General features: G+C 67.6%; 19 protein-coding genes. 14 read left to right on the top strand and 5 right to left on the bottom strand.

The window, feature by feature from the left end:
- Positions 1-205: 205 nt before the first annotated feature.
- Positions 206-703: a GNAT family N-acetyltransferase gene (locus AC1RNC_RS20860; RefSeq protein WP_492888174.1), complete on the top strand. Its 498-nt coding sequence runs from the start codon at positions 206-208 to the stop codon at positions 701-703.
- A 136-nt stretch (positions 704-839) separates the two neighbouring features.
- On the opposite strand, the gene tldD is transcribed toward AC1RNC_RS20860, so the two are convergent.
- From tldD to AC1RNC_RS20840, 4 genes are all read right to left on the bottom strand, one after another.
- A complete protein-coding gene (gene tldD / locus AC1RNC_RS20855; RefSeq protein WP_492888173.1) occupies positions 840-2,285 on the bottom strand; it encodes a metalloprotease TldD in 1,446 nt (481 codons plus the stop codon).
- 200 nt (positions 2,286-2,485) lie between these two features.
- Entirely contained in the window at positions 2,486-3,298 is an 813-nt protein-coding gene (locus tag AC1RNC_RS20850; RefSeq protein WP_492888171.1) for a GIN domain-containing protein, read from the bottom strand.
- A 19-nt stretch (positions 3,299-3,317) separates the two neighbouring features.
- A complete protein-coding gene (locus AC1RNC_RS20845; protein WP_125155027.1) occupies positions 3,318-3,881 on the bottom strand; it encodes a DUF1700 domain-containing protein in 564 nt (187 codons plus the stop codon).
- On the bottom strand, positions 3,878-4,204 hold the full coding sequence (locus AC1RNC_RS20840) for a PadR family transcriptional regulator (protein WP_492837456.1): 327 nt from the start codon (positions 4,202-4,204) through the stop codon (positions 3,878-3,880). The genes AC1RNC_RS20845 and AC1RNC_RS20840 overlap by 4 nt, the downstream gene beginning before the upstream one ends.
- 370 nt (positions 4,205-4,574) lie before the next feature.
- Here AC1RNC_RS20840 and coxB point away from each other — a divergent pair, with 370 nt between their 5' ends.
- The 12 genes from coxB (at position 4,575) to AC1RNC_RS20780 (ending at position 16,291) form a co-directional block, all read left to right on the top strand.
- Positions 4,575-5,510, top strand: a complete 936-nt coding sequence (gene coxB / locus AC1RNC_RS20835) for a cytochrome c oxidase subunit II (RefSeq protein ID WP_492888170.1) — start codon at positions 4,575-4,577, stop codon at positions 5,508-5,510.
- Between the two features lie 25 nt (positions 5,511-5,535).
- Entirely contained in the window at positions 5,536-7,203 is a 1,668-nt protein-coding gene (gene ctaD, locus AC1RNC_RS20830; RefSeq protein ID WP_492888169.1) for a cytochrome c oxidase subunit I, read from the top strand.
- Positions 7,204-7,306: 103 nt separating this feature from the next.
- The gene (gene cyoE, locus AC1RNC_RS20825; RefSeq protein WP_492888267.1) at positions 7,307-8,329 is read left to right on the top strand and encodes a heme o synthase; all 1,023 of its coding nucleotides are present in this window, start codon (positions 7,307-7,309) and stop codon (positions 8,327-8,329) included.
- A complete protein-coding gene (locus AC1RNC_RS20820) occupies positions 8,326-8,487 on the top strand; it encodes a cytochrome c oxidase system small membrane protein (protein WP_099575476.1) in 162 nt (53 codons plus the stop codon). Before cyoE ends, AC1RNC_RS20820 begins: the two co-directional genes overlap by 4 nt.
- Positions 8,465-9,130 (top strand): cytochrome c oxidase assembly protein, encoded by a 666-nt coding sequence (locus AC1RNC_RS20815; protein ID WP_492888168.1) that lies wholly within the window; start codon positions 8,465-8,467, stop codon positions 9,128-9,130. The genes AC1RNC_RS20820 and AC1RNC_RS20815 overlap by 23 nt, the downstream gene beginning before the upstream one ends.
- Before the next feature lie 69 nt (positions 9,131-9,199).
- On the top strand, positions 9,200-10,072 hold the full coding sequence (locus AC1RNC_RS20810) for a cytochrome c oxidase subunit 3 (protein ID WP_492888167.1): 873 nt from the start codon (positions 9,200-9,202) through the stop codon (positions 10,070-10,072).
- Positions 10,073-10,199: 127 nt separating this feature from the next.
- Positions 10,200-10,577, top strand: a complete 378-nt coding sequence (locus tag AC1RNC_RS20805; RefSeq protein ID WP_492888166.1) for a DUF983 domain-containing protein — start codon at positions 10,200-10,202, stop codon at positions 10,575-10,577.
- Positions 10,570-11,256, top strand: coding sequence for an SURF1 family protein (locus tag AC1RNC_RS20800; RefSeq protein WP_492837451.1), 687 nt, complete (start codon positions 10,570-10,572; stop codon positions 11,254-11,256). The genes AC1RNC_RS20805 and AC1RNC_RS20800 overlap by 8 nt, the downstream gene beginning before the upstream one ends.
- Positions 11,256-12,653, top strand: a complete 1,398-nt coding sequence (gene thrC, locus AC1RNC_RS20795; protein ID WP_492888165.1) for a threonine synthase — start codon at positions 11,256-11,258, stop codon at positions 12,651-12,653. The genes AC1RNC_RS20800 and thrC overlap by 1 nt, the downstream gene beginning before the upstream one ends.
- A 46-nt stretch (positions 12,654-12,699) precedes the next feature.
- Positions 12,700-13,968, top strand: coding sequence for a M16 family metallopeptidase (locus AC1RNC_RS20790; RefSeq protein ID WP_492888164.1), 1,269 nt, complete (start codon positions 12,700-12,702; stop codon positions 13,966-13,968).
- 41 nt (positions 13,969-14,009) lie between these two features.
- The gene (locus tag AC1RNC_RS20785; protein WP_492888163.1) at positions 14,010-14,588 is read left to right on the top strand and encodes a GNAT family N-acetyltransferase; all 579 of its coding nucleotides are present in this window, start codon (positions 14,010-14,012) and stop codon (positions 14,586-14,588) included.
- A 35-nt stretch (positions 14,589-14,623) separates the two neighbouring features.
- Positions 14,624-16,291 carry a putative bifunctional diguanylate cyclase/phosphodiesterase gene (locus AC1RNC_RS20780; RefSeq protein ID WP_492837447.1) on the top strand — a complete coding sequence of 556 codons (1,668 nt, stop codon included), beginning with the start codon at positions 14,624-14,626 and terminating at the stop codon, positions 16,289-16,291.
- On the opposite strand, the gene AC1RNC_RS20775 is transcribed toward AC1RNC_RS20780, so the two are convergent.
- A complete protein-coding gene (locus AC1RNC_RS20775) occupies positions 16,288-16,887 on the bottom strand; it encodes a YqgE/AlgH family protein (RefSeq protein ID WP_492888162.1) in 600 nt (199 codons plus the stop codon). The two genes, AC1RNC_RS20780 and AC1RNC_RS20775, sit on opposite strands and share 4 nt — an antisense overlap.
- Before the next feature lie 128 nt (positions 16,888-17,015).
- Here AC1RNC_RS20775 and AC1RNC_RS20770 point away from each other — a divergent pair, with 128 nt between their 5' ends.
- Entirely contained in the window at positions 17,016-17,498 is a 483-nt protein-coding gene (locus AC1RNC_RS20770) for a peroxiredoxin (protein ID WP_492837445.1), read from the top strand.
- The last annotated feature ends 6 nt before the right edge of the window (positions 17,499-17,504 follow it).

Genomic DNA, 17,504 nt, shown 5'->3' with positions numbered 1-17,504 from the left:
ACCCCAGGTGGGACCGTCCTTCGCGGTGGCTCAAACCCCGAAGTCCGTTTCCGCTCCTACCCGAAGTTCGTCGGTGAAAACCTGGAGGCAAGGTGGCGCTCGCCGCGCCGCGAGGGAAGTTACAAGCCCGACAGGTGGATTAAACCTTTGCAAGGTTGCGCGGGCGGCCGCCGAGCCATAGGTCCGAGACCCGACGGAGGGCCCGATGACCGACCTTGTGAAGCCGCTGACGACCGACGACCTGACCGGTCCGGACGGGCAGGCGCTGCTGGCGCTGAACAACACCCACGCCGTCGAGCTGTCGTGGCTGGAGCCCGAGCGGCTGGCGCATCTGGTCGCCGAGGCTTTCGTGGCGCGCCGGGTGGGCGTGGCCGACGCGCTGCTTCTGACCTTCGACCAGGCCGCCGACTATGACAGCGTCAACTATCTGTGGTTCCGCGCGCGCTACCCGGCCTTCGTCTATGTCGACCGGGTGGTGGTGGCCGACAGCGCGCGGGGCAGGGGCCTGGCGCGCGCGCTCTATGCCGACCTGTTCGCCGTGGCCAGGGCGGCGGGGCACGAGCGGATCGTCTGCGAGGTCAATTCCGATCCGCCCAACCCGGCTTCGGACAAGTTCCACGCCGCGCTCGGCTTCGTCCCCGTGGGGACGGCCCAGATCCACGGCGGGAAGAAGACGGTCACCTATCTGGAGCGCACCCTTTAATCCGATCTTCCCGGCGAAAGCCGGGACCTAGATCGTAAGGCTGTGAGGCGCATGCAGAAACGCCCGCGATCCTCTCCGGAACACGGGCGCTCTTGCATCTGGGTCCCGGCTTTCGCCGGGGAAATCGGAGTTTGGGTTAAACCGCCGTCCCGCCCACGGTGAGGCCGGTGATCTTCAGGCTCGGCTGGCCCACGCCCACGGGCACGCCCTGGCCGGACTTGCCGCACACGCCGATGCCGGGGTCGAAGTCGAAGTCGTCGCCGATCATCGTCACGCGGGTCAGGGCCGACGGGCCGTCGCCGATCAGGGTCGCGCCCTTGACCGGGGCCGTGATCTTGCCGTGCTCGACCAGATAGGCCTCGGTGCACTGGAAGACGAACTTGCCGTTGGTGATGTCGACCTGGCCGCCGCCGAAATTGGCGCAGTAGAGGCCGCGCTTCAGCGATGCGATCATCTCCTGGGGATCGTCCTTGCCGGCCAGCATGCCGGTGTTGGTCATGCGCGGCAAAGGCATGTGGGCGTAGGACTGGCGGCGGCCGTTGCCGGTGGCCTTCATGCCCATCAGGCGCGCGCTCATTCGGTCGTGCATGTAGCCGACGAGGACGCCATCCTCGATGAGGATCGTGCGCTCGGTGGGCGTGCCCTCGTCGTCGATGGTCAGCGAGCCGCGGCGGCCGGGCAGCGAGCCGTCGTCGAACACCGTGACGCCCTTGGCCGCCACGCGCTCGCCGATGCGGCCCGAGAAGGCGCTGATGCCCTTGCGGTTGAAGTCGCCTTCCAGGCCGTGGCCGACGGCCTCGTGCAGCAGCACGCCGTTCCAGCCGGGGCCGAGCACCACGTCCATCTCGCCGGCCGGGCAGGCGACGGCGTCCAGATTGACCAGCGCCATGCGCAGGGCTTCGTCGACCTGGTCCCGCCACTTGTCGGGCGAGATCCAGGCGGCGAAGCCGGCGCGGCCGCCGGCGCCGGACGAGCCGCTCTCGCGCTTGCCATCCTTCTCGACCGTGACCTGGACATTGACCCGCACCAGGGGGCGCACGTCGCGGAGCAGCTTGCCGTCGGCGCGCAGGATCTCGACCACCCGGCGCTCGCCGGCCAGCGAGGCCATCACCTGCACGACGCGCGGGTCGCGGGCGCGGGCGAAGGCGTCGATCTCCTGGAGCAGGCTGACCTTGTCCGAGAAGTCGGGGGCGCTGACGGGGTCGTCCTCGCCGTACAGGCGCTCGTTGGTCGAGCGTGGACCCTCGGCGCTGACGCCACTGTAGCCACGCTTGGCCAGGCTGGCCGAATCGGCGGCGCGGCGGATGGCGGCTTCGGAGATTTCGGCGGCATGGGCGTAGCCCGCCGTCTCGCCGGCCACGACGCGCAGGCCGAAGCCTTCGCCGCTGTCATAGGAGGCGCTCTTCAGGCGTCCGTCGTCGAAGACGAAGGCTTCGCTCTCGGAGCGTTCGAGAAACAGTTCGCCATCGTCGGCGCCGGCGAGGGCTTCGCCGAGAATCGACTGGGCGCGGTCGCGATCGACGCCAGCGGCGTCCAGAAGGGAAGGGGCGGCCAAGGAAGAGGCGGAGAGCGGAGCGTTCATGGCCCTACAGGTAGGACTTCCGAGCGCGTCCGTCACCCCGCCCCCTTCGTCACACCAGCTTCCGATCTTCCCGGCGAAAGCCGGAATCCAGGTCTTATGGCTGCGAGGCGCATGCAAAAAACGCCCACGATCCTGTCCGGAACGCGGGCGCTCTTGCATCTGGGCCCCGGCTTCGCCGGGGAGATCGGATATCTCGAAGATCAGTATTCGCGGCGGATCTCGCCCGAACCGCTGATCTCGCTGGTCACCGTCTTGGGTTCGGTGCGCAGCTCGACGTCGCCGCTGCCGGAGATGTCGATCTTGGCCTTGTTGGTGGCGAACAGGGCGCCGCCGCCGCTGCCGGAAACGTCGAACACCGCGTCCTTGGCCTTCAGGTCGGTCAGGTTGACGTAGCCCGAGCCCGAATTGTCGACCGCGATGGTCTCGACCCGGCCGGCGGCCTCGACGTCGCCGCTGCCGCTGACCGACACGGCGAAGGCCGGGTGGTCGTACTTGCGGACCTCCAGGTCGCCCGAACCGCGGACGTCGAACTTGGTGACGTCCGGGGCGATGACCGTGATCCTCACCCGATCGGAGTCGCTTTCGACATGCACGCCGAACGCGTTGATCGTGATGCTGTCATGGTCGACGCCGTCGTTGTCGCCCAGGGTGATGCGGCCGCCCTCGACGCGCAGGCGGTCGATATAGCTCCTGGGTCCCGAGGCGACGATCTTGGCCTCGGCGCCCTGGACGAAGACCACGTCGACCGGCAGGTCGATGATCAGCTCGTCCTTGCCCGTCCAGGCGAAGGTGCGGTCGACGCTGGGTTCGGCGTGCCGGCCCTGGACGAAGTGCCGTCCAGTGCGGACCACCTTGCCGTTCTCGCGGATGACGATGGTCTCGTCATGCTCCAGCGGCAGGGTCCAGCCGTTCTTGAGAATGTCGGGGCCGGCGAGAGCCGCCACCCCGGCGAAGCAGCCGACGGCGAGCACGAAGCTGGCCCCGGCGACGATGAGCGTATTGCGGATCAACATTGTCCCCTCCTAATGCCGCTCAGGCTTGGTCCATGGCCGGCTTCAGCAGCCGGAAGTGAAGGCGGGCGTACCAGACGACCGCGTTGAAGACCCCGACGGTGGCCAGCGTCAGCAGGGCGCCGAGGCAGGTGGCCACGCCCATCATGCCCAGACCCGCCAGGAAGGCGGTGAGCGGTCCGCCGGGCGGTCCGGTCAGCGGGCCGGCGGCGAAGACGAAGCCGCCCGCGATGAAGATGGTCACGACCGCGACCAGCATCCCGAACAGGACGCCCAGCACGCCCATCAGCAGGGGCAGCAGGAACATCACGTCCAGGGCCCCCAGGCCCAGCAGGGCCAGGACGGCGGCCAGGGCGTTGGAGGGGTTCTTCTTCTCCTCCCACTGCTTGAGACCGTTCTCGGCGCGCAGTTCGCGGGCCAGGCGGTCGGGATCGCCGAGGGCCGCCGCCGTTTCGGCCTCGCTGCGACCGGCGGCTTGCGCGTCGGCGAAGTGCGCCTCGTGATCGGCGACGATGTCGGCGATGGTGGTCACCGGCAGGCCGGCGAGACCCCGTCGCAGACGGGTGATGAACTCGGCGCGGTTCATGCGGCGGCTCCCACGATGTCGTTGACCGCTCGCGAGAACGCCGACCATTCGGCCCTCTGCTGCTCCAGGCTTTGACGCCCGGTGGTGGTCAAGCGGTAGTATTTGCGCGGCGGACCACTCTGGCTTTCAACCAGATAGGTCTCGACCAGCCCATCCGACTGCATGCGGCGCATCAGCGGATAGATCGTCCCTTCCCCCATATCGATGTCCCTCGTCAGCCTGCTGGCGATCTCGTAGGCGTAGCTGTCGGCGTGCGAGAGCAGGGCCAGCACGCACAGCGCCAGCACGCCTTTCTTCAGTTGGATTTCAATCGTTTCCGGCACGGCGTCCTTGCCTCCGTTGATGCTCTCTTCTACCGCCAGGTACTGAGTGGTGCAAGGTACCTACTCATGAATGATACGTAATGATGCGGACGGAGGTTTTTGGGCTTGATGAGAATGGTTCTTGACTGGAGCGGCCCTAGGCCGGGATTACGGGCAATCCCATGCCGCGCGCGTGGTCTCTGGCGCTTGGCAACCGCTAGGGATGCGCGTATGCAGCCTCCGGACCGATCCTCGGGGCGGGCTGACGTCGACGCGCGATTCTACGAGCGCGAAGTCGATTGTGGAGCGCTCCGGGATTGTAATATGCAAGTCGGCGCGGCGCGGCCTTGATCGGGCTCAAAAACCGCCGCTGAAACGGGCCGTGAGGGATATGAAGGCGCAATTTTCGGGGATTCGGCGGATCATGACGGGCGCGTCCGCCCTCGCCGCCGCAATGGTGTTTTCTGGGATGCTCGCGGGGAACGCCCTCGCCGAGGATCTGCTGGGCCAGCCGACGCCGGGGGCCATTGACCTTCAGCCGGCCGCCTCGGTCCTGAAGCACGACGCTATCCGCTTCCACAACCTGGTGCTGATGCCGATCATCACGGCCATCACCCTGCTGGTTCTGGGCCTGCTGATCTGGATCATCGTTCGCTATAATAAGAAGGCGAACCCGGTTCCGGCGAAGTTCAGCCACAACACCACGATCGAGATCATCTGGACGGTGTTCCCCGTCCTGATCCTGATGGTCATCGCCATCTTCTCGTTCCGCCTGCTGTTCGCCTACAACAACATGCCGAAGCCCTACATGACCGTGAAGGCCACGGGCTATCAGTGGTATTGGGGCTACGAGTACCCGGACCAGAAGATCAGCGAGATCGTGTCGCTGCCGCTGACCAAGGAACAGGCCGACGCCAAGAAGGTCCCGTACCTGCTGGCCGCCGACAAGGCGATGGTCGTTCCCGTCAATCAGGTCGTCCGCGTCCAGGTCACCGGCGCCGACGTGATCCACGCCTTCGCCCTGCCGGCCTTCGGCCTGAAGATCGACGCCATCCCGGGCCGCCTGAACGAAACCTGGTTCAAGGCCGAGAAGACCGGCGTCTATTACGGCCAGTGCTCGGAACTCTGCGGCGTTGACCACTCGAACATGCCCATCGAGATCCGCGTGGTCTCGCAAGGCGAGTTCGACGCCTGGGTCAAGGAGAAGGTCGCTCCGCCGGCTCCGGCCGCCGCGCCGGCCGCTCCGGCGGACGCCGCCGTGACCCCCGCTTCGGCTCCCGCCCCCGCTTCCGCTCCGGCCGCGGCTCCCGCCGCGCCGGCGGCCTAAGATACGATCGTAGGATAGAAGTCCGATGGCTCACGCCGCAGACACTCACGACGCGCACGGCGGTCATGACGACGCCGACCACAAGCCGCCCTTCATCGCCCGCTGGTTCTTCTCGACGAACCACAAGGACATCGGCACCCTGTACATCCTGTTCGCCATCATGGCGGGCATCGTCGGCGGGGCCCTGTCGGGCCTGATCCGCTGGGAGCTGATGGAGCCGGGCATCCAGGTGTTCTCGGACACCGGCATGCTGGCGCAGATGGGCATCTTCAAGGGCAAGCACGGCTACAACGCCGTGGTCACCGCCCACGCCCTGATCATGATCTTCTTCATGGTCATGCCCGCCATGATCGGCGGCTTCGGCAACTGGTTCGTCCCGATCATGATCGGCGCGCCGGACATGGCCTTCCCGCGGATGAACAACATCTCGTTCTGGCTGCTGGTCGCCGCCTGGGTCCTGCTGGTCACCTCGATGTTCGTCGACGGCGGTCCCGGCCACGGCTTCGGCGGCGGCTGGACGATCTATCCGCCGCTCTCGACCATCGGCCACAAGGGTCCGGCCATGGACCTGGCGATCCTGTCGCTCCACCTGGCCGGCGCGAGCTCGATCCTGGGCGCGATCAACTTCATCACCACGATCTTCAACATGCGCGCGCCGGGCATGACCCTGCACCGCATGCCGCTGTTCGCCTGGTCGGTGCTGATCACCGCCTTCCTGCTGCTGCTGTCGCTGCCCGTCCTGGCCGGCGCCATCACCATGCTGCTGACCGACCGTAACTTCGGCACCCACTTCTTCGACCCGGCCGCCGGCGGCGACCCCGTCATGTTCCAGCACCTGTTCTGGTTCTTCGGTCACCCGGAAGTGTACATTCTGATCCTGCCCGGGTTCGGCATCATCAGCCACATCGTCTCGACCTTCTCCAAGAAGCCGGTCTTCGGCTACCTGGCGATGGCCTACGCCATGGTCGCCATCGGCTTCGTCGGCTTCGTCGTGTGGGCGCACCACATGTACACGGTCGGCATGAGCATCAACCTGCGCGCCTATTTCGTGGCCGCCACGATGATCATCGCCGTCCCGACGGGCGTGAAGATCTTCAGCTGGATCGCCACGATGTGGGGCGGCTCGCTGGACTTCAAGACGCCCATGCTGTGGGCGATGGGCTTCATCTTCCTGTTCACCGTCGGCGGCGTGACCGGCGTGGTCCTGTCGAACGCCGGCATCGACTACAGCCTGCACGACACCTACTACGTGGTCGCCCACTTCCACTACGTGCTGTCTCTGGGCGCCGTCTTCGCCATCTTCGCGGGCTTCTACTACTGGTTCGAGAAGATGTGGGGCGTGAAGTACAACGAGTTCCTCGGCTGCGCCCACTTCTGGGTGATGTTCGTCGGCGTGAACCTGATCTTCTTCCCGCAGCACTTCCTCGGCCTGCAAGGCATGCCGCGTCGCTACGTCGACTATCCGGATGCCTTCACGAAGTGGAACTACGTCTCGACGGTCGGTTACATGATTACCGTCGTCGCCGTCGGCATCTTCATGATCATGCTGCTGGAAGCCGCGATCCGTCGCCGCCCGGCGGAAGCCAACCCGTGGGGCGAAGGCGCCACGACGCTGGAATGGACCCTGTCCTCGCCGCCGCCGTTCCACCAGTTCAGCGAACCGCCGGTGATCAAGGAAGACGGCTACCACTAAGGCCGGCTTCCGGGTTTGACCTGAAGCAAAAAGGGGCGCGGTCAGGATCCTTAAGGGTCCGGGCCGCGCCCTTCGCCCATTCAAGACCGATATGTTCACCCCGATGTCGAAGACCCTCGCCATGACCCCGGAGACCGTTCAGCCCGACACGTCGCAGCCAGACCTGTCTCAGGCCGCGCGTTGGCAGGACTACTTCCAGCTGATGAAGCCGCGCGTCATGTCGCTGGTGGTGTTCACGGGCCTGACGGGCCTGCTGGCCGCCCGCGCGCCGATCCATCCGGTCCTGGGCGCCATCGCGGTGCTGTGCATCGCCGTCGGGGCCGGCGCCTCGGGCGCGCTGAACATGTGGTACGACGCCGACATCGACCAGCAGATGCGCCGCACGCGCGGCCGTCCGGTCCCGGCCGGCAAGGTCAAGGGCGAGGAGGCCGCCTCGCTGGGCGTCGTGCTCTCGCTCCTGTCGGTGATGTTCCTGGGTTTCGCGATCAACTGGTTCGCGGCCGCCCTGCTGGCCTTCACCATCGTCTTCTACGCCGTCGTCTACACGATGTGGCTCAAGCGCTGGACGGCGCAGAACATCGTCATCGGCGGTCTGGCCGGCGCCCTGCCGCCCGCCATCGGCTGGGCCGCGGCCACGGGCTCGGCCCCGCTGAACGCCTGGCTGATGGTCGCCATCATCTTCTTCTGGACCCCGCCGCACTTCTGGGCGCTGTCGCTGTACGTCACCACGGACTACGCCAAGGCCGGGGTGCCGATGCTGCCGGTGGTCAAGGGCGCCAAGGAAACCCGCAAGCAGATCCTGATCTACAGCCTGATCCTGATCCCGATCTGCCTGGCGCCGGTGCTGACCGGCCTGGGCGGTCCGATCTACCTGGCCGTGGCCGGTCTGGGCGGCGCGGTGTTCCTGATCCTCGCCTGGCGCGTTTTCGCCAGCAAGGCGGGCGACGCGGCCGACCCGCGCGTGACCGACCGCGCCCTCTATGAGGTCACCGAGGACGAGAAGGCAGCCGGCTCGAAAGCCGCCCGCAACCTGTTCGCCTTCTCGATCCTCTATCTTTTCGCGATGTTCGCCGCCCTGTTGGGCGAAGCCGTGTCGGGCGTGCGCGCCCTGGAGCTGCTCAAGTGAATCAACCCCTAGACACTCAAGCCAACAGGGACGCCGCCAAGAAGGCGCGGGACGGGCGCAACATCGCGCTCGGCCTGGGCCTCGTGGCCTTCGTCATCATGGTCTTCGTCGTCACCCTCGTGAGGCTCGGCGCCAATGTCGCCCACCCGCACCCCTAAGAAACGCCCCCCCAAGGCGGACCTGACCCCGCAAGAGCAGGCCGCGCGCCGCAACGGCAAGGTGGCGCTGATCTGCGCCGCCGCCTTCTTCGGCATGGTTGGCGCGGCCTATGCGGCCGTCCCGCTGTACAAGCTGTTCTGCCAGGCGACCGGTTTCGACGGCACGGTCCGCAAGGCCGAGGCCAAGCCGGACAAGATCCTCGACCGCAAGGTCACCATCCGCTTCGACGCCAACATCCGCGAGCTGCCCTGGAAATTCCAGGCGCTGCAGTCCAGCCAGGACGTGCGCATCGGCGAGACGGGCCTGGCCTTCTTCAAGGTCACCAACCCCACCGACAAGCCGATGACCGGCCGGGCGCTCTACAATGTCGTGCCGGAATCGGCGGGGCCGTATTTCCAGAAGCTGGAGTGCTTCTGCTTCACCAGCCAGACGATCCAGCCCCACCAGACGGTGGAGTTCCCGGTCGTCTACTTCGTGGATCCGCAATACGTAAAGGATCCCGAGACCGTCGGAAAGAACGAGATCACGCTCAGCTACACGTTCTTCCCCGCCGTCGACGACGGCAAGAAGACCAAAGTTGCGGCGGCGGCGACGCCTCGCATCGTGGAACCCCTTGGCGGCGCACCGTCGAGAGGGCTATAGCGTTTCACAACGACCACGGCGCGGGGGACCAGCGACCGTGATCAGAGGGATATAAGGGTTAGCAGCAACATGGCCGGCGCCGTCAAACACGACTACCACATCCTTCCGCCCAGCCCGTGGCCCTTCGTGGGCTCGGCCGCAGCCACCGTCATGGCCATCGGCCTGATCGGCTGGATCAAGGGCGGCGTTCTCGGCATCGAGAAGGGCAACTGGGCCATCTTCGCCGCCGGCATCGCGGGCGTGCTCTACACCATGTTCGGCTGGTGGTCGGACGTGGCCAAGGAAGCCAAGGCCGGCGACCACACCCCGGTCGTCTCGATCGGCCTGCGCTACGGCATGATCCTGTTCATCGCCTCGGAAGTGATGTTCTTCGTGGCGTGGTTCTGGATGTTCTTCGAGATGGCGCTGTTCCATCATCACCGCACCCTGTCGGCGATCGAGGAAGTCCGCACCGCCTGGGCCACCTGGCCGCCCGCCGGCGTCGAGACCGTCTCGCCCTGGCACCTGCCGCTGGTCAACACCCTGACCCTGCTGCTCTCGGGCACCACGGTCACCTGGGCGCACCACGCGCTGCAGGTCGGCGACCGCAAGGGCGCCAGGTGGGGCCTGATCCTGACCATCCTGCTGGGCGTGCTGTTCACGACCATCCAGATCTACGAGTACAGCCACATCAACCACGAGAAGCTGTTCTACTCGGAAGCCGCCGTGAACTCGGGCCTCTATGGCTCGACCTTCTTCCTGGCCACCGGCTTCCACGGCTTCCACGTGTTCGTCGGCACCCTGTTCCTGCTGGTCTGCCTGATCCGCCTGATGAACGGCGCCTTCACGCCCAAGCAGCACTTCGGCTTCGAAGCGGCGGCCTGGTACTGGCACTTCGTGGACGTGGTCTGGCTGTTCCTGTTCGCGTTCATCTACGTGATCTTCGGGGCCTCGCCCCACTAGAGCCCTCATGAGAGGGCTCTAGCCTCAAAGTTTGAGCGCGGCGACGCGCTCGGGGGTCGCAAGATCCTGAGGGGCCCGGAGCGCGGATCAGCGTTCCGGGCCTTTTTCGTTTCGGAGGCCCGCACCCATGACCCCTTCTTCCACCCACAAGACCAACCCCTACGCCGCCGGCGCGCGCGGCCTGTGCCCCAACTGCGGGGAAGGCCATCTGTTCGAGGGCTTCCTCAAGTTGGCGCCATCCTGCGAGGCCTGCGGCTTCGACCTGAGCAAGTTCGAGACCGGCGACGGGGCGGCGACCTTCGTCATCCTGATCGCCGGATCGGTCTGCGCCTTCGGGGCGCTGTTTTCGATGTTCGCCTGGAACTGGCCAATCTGGGCGCTGCTGGTTGTCTGGTTGCCCGCGGTGGTGATCATCAGCCTGGGCCTCATGCGCCCGGCCAAGGGGCTGATGGTCGCCGCCCAGGTCGCCCACAAGGCCTCGGAAGCTGGTCGCGACCATGTCTGAGTCCGCAGCCAGGAAGTCCGGCTTCCCGATCGGCCTGACGATCGCCACGGGGATCGCCTTCGCCATCCTCTGCGGCCTGGGCGCCTGGCAGGTCCAGCGCCTGCATTGGAAGCAAGGCATACTGGCGCGGATCGAGGTCCTGAAGACGGCGCCGGCCTTGCCGCTGATCCAGGTGCTGACGGCCGAGGCCCGCGCCAAGGACCTGGCCTGGACCCGGGTGAGCGTCGACTGTGGCGACGTCGCCGGCCAGCCCCTGCCGCTGGTCTATGGCGTTCGCGACGGCGACGTGGTCTGGCGCGCCCAAGCCCCCTGCGCTGTCCTGGCCGGTCCCTACAACATGATCCTTGTGGACCGTGGCGTCGTCCCCGCCCTGACCGGGCAGGTGGCGCCGCCGCCGCGGTCCTTCGACACGCCGCGTCGGGTGGTCGGCGTGCTGATGCCGATCAAGCAACTGGGCGGTGACCGGGCCGAGGTCCTGAAGCGCTTTCCCGGCCGCCAACCCGCGCCGCTGGTGTTGATGGCCGAGAGCGAGGCCCCCGCGCCGGCCGGAATCACCCCCGCGCCGCTGCCGGCAGAAATTTCCAATCGGCACCTGGAATACGCCCTGACGTGGTTCGGTCTTGCCGTAACCCTGCTGTTTATCTATGCCGCCATGCTCTGGCGGAGAGTGAGACCCTGATGCGCTACGTGTCGACCCGCGGCCAGTCCGCGCCCATCGGCTTCCTGGATGCGGTGCTGGCCGGCCTGGCCCCCGACGGCGGCCTGTACGTGCCCAACGAGTGGCCCAGCTTCTCGGCGGCCGAGATCGCGAGCTTCGCGGGCCAGCCCTATGCCCAGGTGGCCGCCGCCGTGGTCGGCAAGTTCGTCGGCGACGACATCCCAGCCGAGGACCTGCTCAACATGTGCGAGGAGGCCTACGCCACCTTCGCCCACACCGCTGTCACGCCGCTGAAGCAGCTGACCCCGAACCGCTACCTGCTGGAGCTGTTCCACGGCCCGACCCTGGCGTTCAAGGACGTCGCCATGCAGCTGCTGGGCCGGCTGTACGACTACGTACTCGAGCGGCAGTCGCGGAAGATGACCATCATCTGCGCCACCTCGGGCGACACCGGCGGCGCGGCCGTCGAGGCGTTCCGGGGCCGCAAGAACGCCCGCATCGTCGCCCTCTTCCCGGAAGGCCGCATCAGCGAGGTGCAGCGCCGGTTCATGACCACGGCCGTCGACGCCAATGTGGCCTGCATCTCGGTGCTGGGGTCGTTCGACGACTGCCAGGCCATCGTCAAGCAGGCCTTCCAGGACGACCAGTTCCGCCACGCCGTCGATCTGTCGGGCGTCAACTCGATCAACTGGGCGCGGATCGCGGCCCAGAGCGTCTACTACTTCACCTCGGCCGTCGCGCTAGGCGCTCCGAACCGCGAGGTCGCCTTCGTGGTGCCCACGGGGAATTTCGGCGACGCTTACGCCGCCTTCGTGGCCAAGAAGCTGGGTCTGCCGATCCACTCGGTGACCGCCGCCACCAATTCCAACGACATCCTGGCGCGCGCCATCGAGACCGGCCGCTATGCGCGCGGCGCCGTGGCCGCGACCCAGAGCCCGGCCATGGACATCCAGGTCGCCAGCAACTTCGAGCGGCTCTATTTCGAAGCGGTCCGCCGCGACGGCACCGAGACCGGGCGGGCTTTTCGCGCCTTCGCCGACACCGGTCTGCTGGACATTCCGCCGGGCGCGCACGCCTGGATGCGCGAGCTTTTCCGCGGCGCGTCGGTCAGTGAAGCCGACACCGCCAAGACCATGCTCTCGACCCTGAACGAGACCGGCGAGGTCATCGACCCGCACACCGCCGTCGGCCTGGCCGCCGCGCGGGGCGTGGACGTCCCCGCCTCGGTCCCGGTGGTGGTGCTGTCGACCGCCCATCCGGCCAAGTTCCCCGAAGCGGTCCAGGCCGCCACGGGCCTTCTGCCCCTGACCCCGCGCGCCACGCCGGACCTCTCCAAGAAACCGGAAAAGTTCGAGCGCCTGCCGGCCGACGGCGCGTCCATCAAGGCCTTCGTGCGGACCTTCGCGGCCAATACTTGAGGCTGGGCTAGTGTTTAGGCGCGCGAGCGCCTAGATACCGCCGCTCATGACCACGATCCTCCGCACCCTGCCCAATGGCGTCCGCGTCGTCTGTGACCCGATGCCGGGCCTCGAAACCCTGGCCCTTTCCGTCGTGGCGGGGCGCGGGGCCGCTTATGAGGATCCGGCGCGGTCGGGCTGGTCGCACTTGCTGGAGCACATGGTCTTCAAGGGCGCGGGCGGACGCTCGGCTCGCGACATCGTCGAGGTCATCGAGAACCAGGGCGGCTCGGTCAACGCCGCGACCGGCTATGAGCGCACCAGTTTCCAGGTCCGGGCGCTGAAGGGCGGCCTGGATCTCGGCATGGACGTCATCGCCGACCTTGTCCGTCGCCCGACGCTCGATCCCGCCGACCTGACCCGCGAGAAGCAGGTCGTCGCCCAGGAGATCGCCGAGGCCGCCGACGCGCCCGACGACTATGTCTTCGACCTGATCCAGCGCGCCAGCTGGGGCGACCACCCGTTGGGCCGTCCGATCCTGGGCAGCGACGCCACGGTCGAGGCCGCCACGGTCGAGGCCCTGTCCGACTGGCGCGCCCAGCTCTACGCCGCCGACCGCCTGGTGGTCAGCGCCACGGGCGCGGTCGACGAGGCGGAGCTGATGGCCGCCGCCGAGCGCGCTTTCGGCGACCTGCCCGCCACGCCTGGCGCGCCCGTCCCGCAAGCCGCGGCCTTCATCGGCGGCCCGCGGGCCGAGACCCGCAAGCTGGAGCAGGCGCATCTGGTGTTCATGCTGCCGGCCTGCGGCGCGCGCGAGCGGGACTATTTCGCCCTGCGCATCTTCGCCGAGACCCTGGGCGGCGGCATGTCCTCGCGCCTGTTCCAGGAAGCCCGCGAGAAGCGCGGCCTCGCCTACAATATCGACGCCTATGCCGACACCTATGCCGACCACGGGGCGCTGGGCATCTATGCCGGCTGCGCGGCCGGCGACGCGGTCGAGACCGCCAAGGTCTGCGCCGAGGAACTGGTCAAGCTGGTCGAGCGCATCGACGACGCCGAGCTGGCCCGCGCCAAGGCCCAACTGAAGGCGCACATGTTCATGGCCCGCGAGCAGCCGCTGTCGCGCGCCGAGCAGGGGGCCGGGCAGGTGTTGCTGTTCGACCGCCTCTATCCGCCGTCCGAACTGGCCGCGGAGGTCGATGCGGTGACCCCCGCCGACGTTGCGCGTCTGGGTCGGCGCCTGCTGGCCGGCCAGGCCGCCACCGCCGTGCTCGGCGCCAAGTCGGCGCTGAAGGCCGGCGAGGCGTTCGGCAAAGCATTGTCCCCCAAAAGCTGACATCGGAAGGTGACGGCCGTGATTGAGATCGAGCTTCGTCCTTGTCCGTCCTTCTACCGTTCCTGAAGACTCGCCCCCGCCTGCAGCTGGAGGGCCGCGCCGTCTATCTGCGGCCGCCGCGTCCGCAGGATCATCGCGCCTGGGCGGCCCTGCGCGCCCAGTCCCGATCTTTCCTGGAGCCGTGGGAGCCGACCTGGCCAGAACACGACCTGACCCGGGCCGCCTTTCGCGCCCGACTCAGCGCCTATGCCCGCGAGCTGGAGATGGGCGAAGCCTATCCATTCTTCATCTTTCGTCGTTCGGACAACGTCCTGGTCGGCGCCGTGCGACTTTTTCATGTGCGACGTGGCGTCGCTCAGACCGGCTCGATTGGATATTGGATCGGCCAGTCCTTTACACGGCAAGGCTTGATGAGCGACGCCGTCCAGACCCTGATCCGCTTTGCTTTCAAGGGTCTGGGTCTCCACAGACTTGAAGCCGCGTGCATGCCGCAGAACGCCGCCTCGGCCGCCCTGTTATTGAAATGTGGGTTTTCTGAGGAGGGATATGCGCCCGCTTATTTGAAAATTAACGGCGGTTGGCGAGATCATCGTCTGTTCGGCATGGTCGCGCCCGAGTAGCGCCGCGGCCCGACCGACGAGTTTTTGGGACGGGCATGTCTTTCAAGACCAGCGAACGACGGAACTGGGACACGACCGCCACGCTCGAGGCGTTGGGCGGCGCCGATGTCGCGCTGTGGATCTGGGAGCCCGAAGCCGATCGCCTCCGCCTGAATGGCGCCGCCCGCGCCCTGGGCCTGGGGCCGCTGGCCCCCGAATGTTCCTCCGCCGCCTTTCGCGCCTTGGCCTTGCCGCAGGACCGCGCGCAGGCCGAGGAAGTCCTCAAGCTGCGCGAGCCTGGCTGCGAGGTCATCGCCCGCTTCCGCGTGCGCGGCGGCGAGACCTGCCTGTGGCGGGGCGTCTGGCTGGAGGAGGGCGTCCGCGCCGCCGGCGTCGTCGCCCCCGAAACGAAATTCTCGGCCTCGGAGCGCTGCGAGCTCACAGGCCTGCTGGATCGCCGCAGCTTCATCGCCCGCGCCCGCGAGCGCCTGCAACAGGACGGGATGCACGAACTGGTCGTGGCCGACCTGGATCGCCTGCGCCGCCTGAACGAGGCCTTGGGCCACGAACGCGCCGACCTGGTCCTGGCCGCCCTCGGCTCCCGCCTGGCCGCCTCGTTCCCGGGCGACGCCCTGCTGGGCCGGATCGGCGAGGACGAGTTCGCCGTGCTGTGCGCGCCCAAGGGCTACGAGCCGGCCGAGATGCTGCGCTCGGCCCTGGAGCAGCCGTTGCGCGTGGCCGGGTTCGACATCCACCCGACCCTGTCGATCGGCGCCGTCTCCGCCGAGGGCGGCCTGGACGCTCCGGACGCTTGCGAACTGCTGCGTCGCGCCGAGCTGGCCGTCGAGGCCGCCGCCGCCGCCGGCCGTGGCGGGGCCGCCGCCTACGGCCGTTCGATGGAAACCGACGGCCTCTCGCGCCTGGCCCTGGAGGCCGACCTGCGGGGCGCCATCGCGCGCGGCGAGATCAAACCCTACTTCCAGCCGGTCGTGCGCCTGTCGACGGGCGCGCTGTCGGGCTTCGAGGCCCTGGCCCGCTGGATCCACCCGCGCCGGGGCATGCTGCCGCCCGACGAGTTCCTGCCGCTGATCGAAGAGATGGGGCTGATGAGCGAGCTCGGCGCGCACATGATGCACACCGCCGCCAAGCAGTTGGCCACGTGGCGCGACAGCCATCCGGCGATGGGCGCCCTGACCGTCAGCGTCAACCTGTCGACCGGCGAGATCGACCGTCCGGGCCTGGTCACCGACGTGGCCGAAACCCTGCGCGTCAACCGCCTGCCGCGCGGCGCCCTGAAGCTGGAAGTGACCGAAAGCGACATCATGCGCGACCCCGAGCGGGCCGCCGTGATCCTGAAGACCCTGCGCGAAGCCGGCGCCGGCCTGGCGCTGGACGACTTCGGCACCGGCTTCTCGTCGCTCTCGTACCTGACGCGCCTGCCGTTCGACACGCTGAAGATCGACCGCTACTTCGTCCGCACCATGGGCAGCAACGCCGGCTCGGCCAAGATCGTCCGCTCGGTCGTCAAGCTGGGCCAGGACCTGGATCTGGAAGTCGTGGCCGAGGGCGTCGAGAACGCCGAGATGGCCCATGCCCTGCAGTCGCTGGGCTGCGACTACGGCCAGGGCTTCGGCTACGCGCCGGCGCTGTCGCCGCAGGAGGCCGAGGTCTATCTGAACGAAGCCTATGTGGATGGCGCCGCGCCGGTGAAGGCGCGGGGCTAGGCCCGTCCCGCCGTCGCCGAAAGGTGGTCGGCGGTGACGCCCAGCTTGGCCAGCGCCCGGGTCCACTTGTGTTCGTGGTCCTCGTCGAACAGCAGGGCCTCGTCGGCGTCGCAGATCAGCCAGACATTGTCGCGCAGCTCCTGCTCCAGCTGTCCCGGACCCCAGCCGGCATAGCCGAGGGCCAGCATCGCCTTGCGCGGGCGGTTGACGCTGGCCAGGGCGTCCAGCACGTCGCGGGTGGCGGTCAGGCTCAGGCCGTCGGCCACGGGCAGGGTCGAGTCCGGCGACATGAAATCGTCGGTGTGCAGCACGAAGCCCCGTTCGCGCTCCAGCGGGCCGCCCAGAAGCACCAGATCACTCGGGGCCTGGAGCCGTGACTTCACGCCCAGGCGCTCCAGCAGCTCGAACACGGTCAGGCCCTCGACCGGGCGGTTGACCGCCAGGCCCATGGCCTGGTCCTCGTCGTGGGCGCACAGATAGAGCACGATGCGCTCGAAGCGCGGGTCCTCGATGCCGGGCATGGCCACCAAGAGCCGCCCGACCAGGAAATCGCCGTCCTCCTCGCCGTGGGGGCCGTCTTCGATGAAGGTGTCCATGGTAAGAGCATTGGCTTTCGTCGTGACGGTTTCAAGTCGTTGAACGTTTCAAAGCGTGCTTGGCGTCTGCTCTCGCGAGGGATATTCGAGCAGGCGCGATTTCACACGCACACGAGGAAACACGGCCCATGGCGATCAAGGTTGGCGACACGCTGCCCGCGGCGACTTTCATGACCAGCACGGCCGAAGGGCCGGCGCCGATCACCACCGACGACATCTTCAAGGGCAAGACCGTCGCCCTGTTCGCCGTCCCCGGCGCCTTCACCCCGACCTGCTCGGCCAAGCACCTGCCGGGCTTCAAGGAGAAGGCCGCGGAACTCAAGGCAAAGGGCGTCGACACGATCGCCTGCGTCTCGGTCAACGACGTCTTCGTGATGAAGGCCTGGGGCAAGGACCAGGGCATCGACGGCGAGGTTTTGCTGCTGGCCGACGGCAATGGCGACTTCACCAAGTCGGTCGGCCTGGACTTCGACGGTTCGAAGTTCGGCATGGGCGAGCGCTCGCAGCGTTACTCGCTGATCGCAAAGGACGGCGTCGTGACCCAGCTGCACGTCGAGGAAGCCGGCCAGTTCAAGGTCTCGTCGGCCGAGTACCTGCTCGAGCAGCTGTAAGACCCG

The organism is Caulobacter sp. GW822-FHT01G02, assembly GCF_058802865.1.
Note: the sequence above shows the minus strand (reverse complement) of the source record. Positions and strands in the feature narration are given on the sequence as shown.

What these genes read in the sequence shown, in the direction of transcription:
- cyoE (WP_492888267.1), top strand. Translation starts at nt 7,307, where the DNA reads ATGTCGAAGACCCTCGCCATGACCCCGGAGACCGTTCAGCCCGACACG.
- AC1RNC_RS20800 (WP_492837451.1), top strand. Translation starts at nt 10,570, where the DNA reads ATGTCTGAGTCCGCAGCCAGGAAGTCCGGCTTCCCGATCGGCCTGACG.
- tldD (WP_492888173.1), bottom strand. Translation starts at nt 2,285, where the DNA reads ATGAACGCTCCGCTCTCCGCCTCTTCCTTGGCCGCCCCTTCCCTTCTG.
- coxB (WP_492888170.1), top strand. Translation starts at nt 4,575, where the DNA reads ATGAAGGCGCAATTTTCGGGGATTCGGCGGATCATGACGGGCGCGTCC.
- AC1RNC_RS20850 (WP_492888171.1), bottom strand. Translation starts at nt 3,298, where the DNA reads ATGTTGATCCGCAATACGCTCATCGTCGCCGGGGCCAGCTTCGTGCTC.
- AC1RNC_RS20780 (WP_492837447.1), top strand. Translation starts at nt 14,624, where the DNA reads ATGTCTTTCAAGACCAGCGAACGACGGAACTGGGACACGACCGCCACG.
- AC1RNC_RS20775 (WP_492888162.1), bottom strand. Translation starts at nt 16,887, where the DNA reads ATGGACACCTTCATCGAAGACGGCCCCCACGGCGAGGAGGACGGCGAT.
- ctaD (WP_492888169.1), top strand. Translation starts at nt 5,536, where the DNA reads ATGGCTCACGCCGCAGACACTCACGACGCGCACGGCGGTCATGACGAC.
- AC1RNC_RS20815 (WP_492888168.1), top strand. Translation starts at nt 8,465, where the DNA reads ATGTCGCCCACCCGCACCCCTAAGAAACGCCCCCCCAAGGCGGACCTG.
- AC1RNC_RS20790 (WP_492888164.1), top strand. Translation starts at nt 12,700, where the DNA reads ATGACCACGATCCTCCGCACCCTGCCCAATGGCGTCCGCGTCGTCTGT.
- AC1RNC_RS20845 (WP_125155027.1), bottom strand. Translation starts at nt 3,881, where the DNA reads ATGAACCGCGCCGAGTTCATCACCCGTCTGCGACGGGGTCTCGCCGGC.
- AC1RNC_RS20810 (WP_492888167.1), top strand. Translation starts at nt 9,200, where the DNA reads ATGGCCGGCGCCGTCAAACACGACTACCACATCCTTCCGCCCAGCCCG.
- AC1RNC_RS20860 (WP_492888174.1), top strand. Translation starts at nt 206, where the DNA reads ATGACCGACCTTGTGAAGCCGCTGACGACCGACGACCTGACCGGTCCG.
- AC1RNC_RS20805 (WP_492888166.1), top strand. Translation starts at nt 10,200, where the DNA reads ATGACCCCTTCTTCCACCCACAAGACCAACCCCTACGCCGCCGGCGCG.
- AC1RNC_RS20770 (WP_492837445.1), top strand. Translation starts at nt 17,016, where the DNA reads ATGGCGATCAAGGTTGGCGACACGCTGCCCGCGGCGACTTTCATGACC.
- thrC (WP_492888165.1), top strand. Translation starts at nt 11,256, where the DNA reads ATGCGCTACGTGTCGACCCGCGGCCAGTCCGCGCCCATCGGCTTCCTG.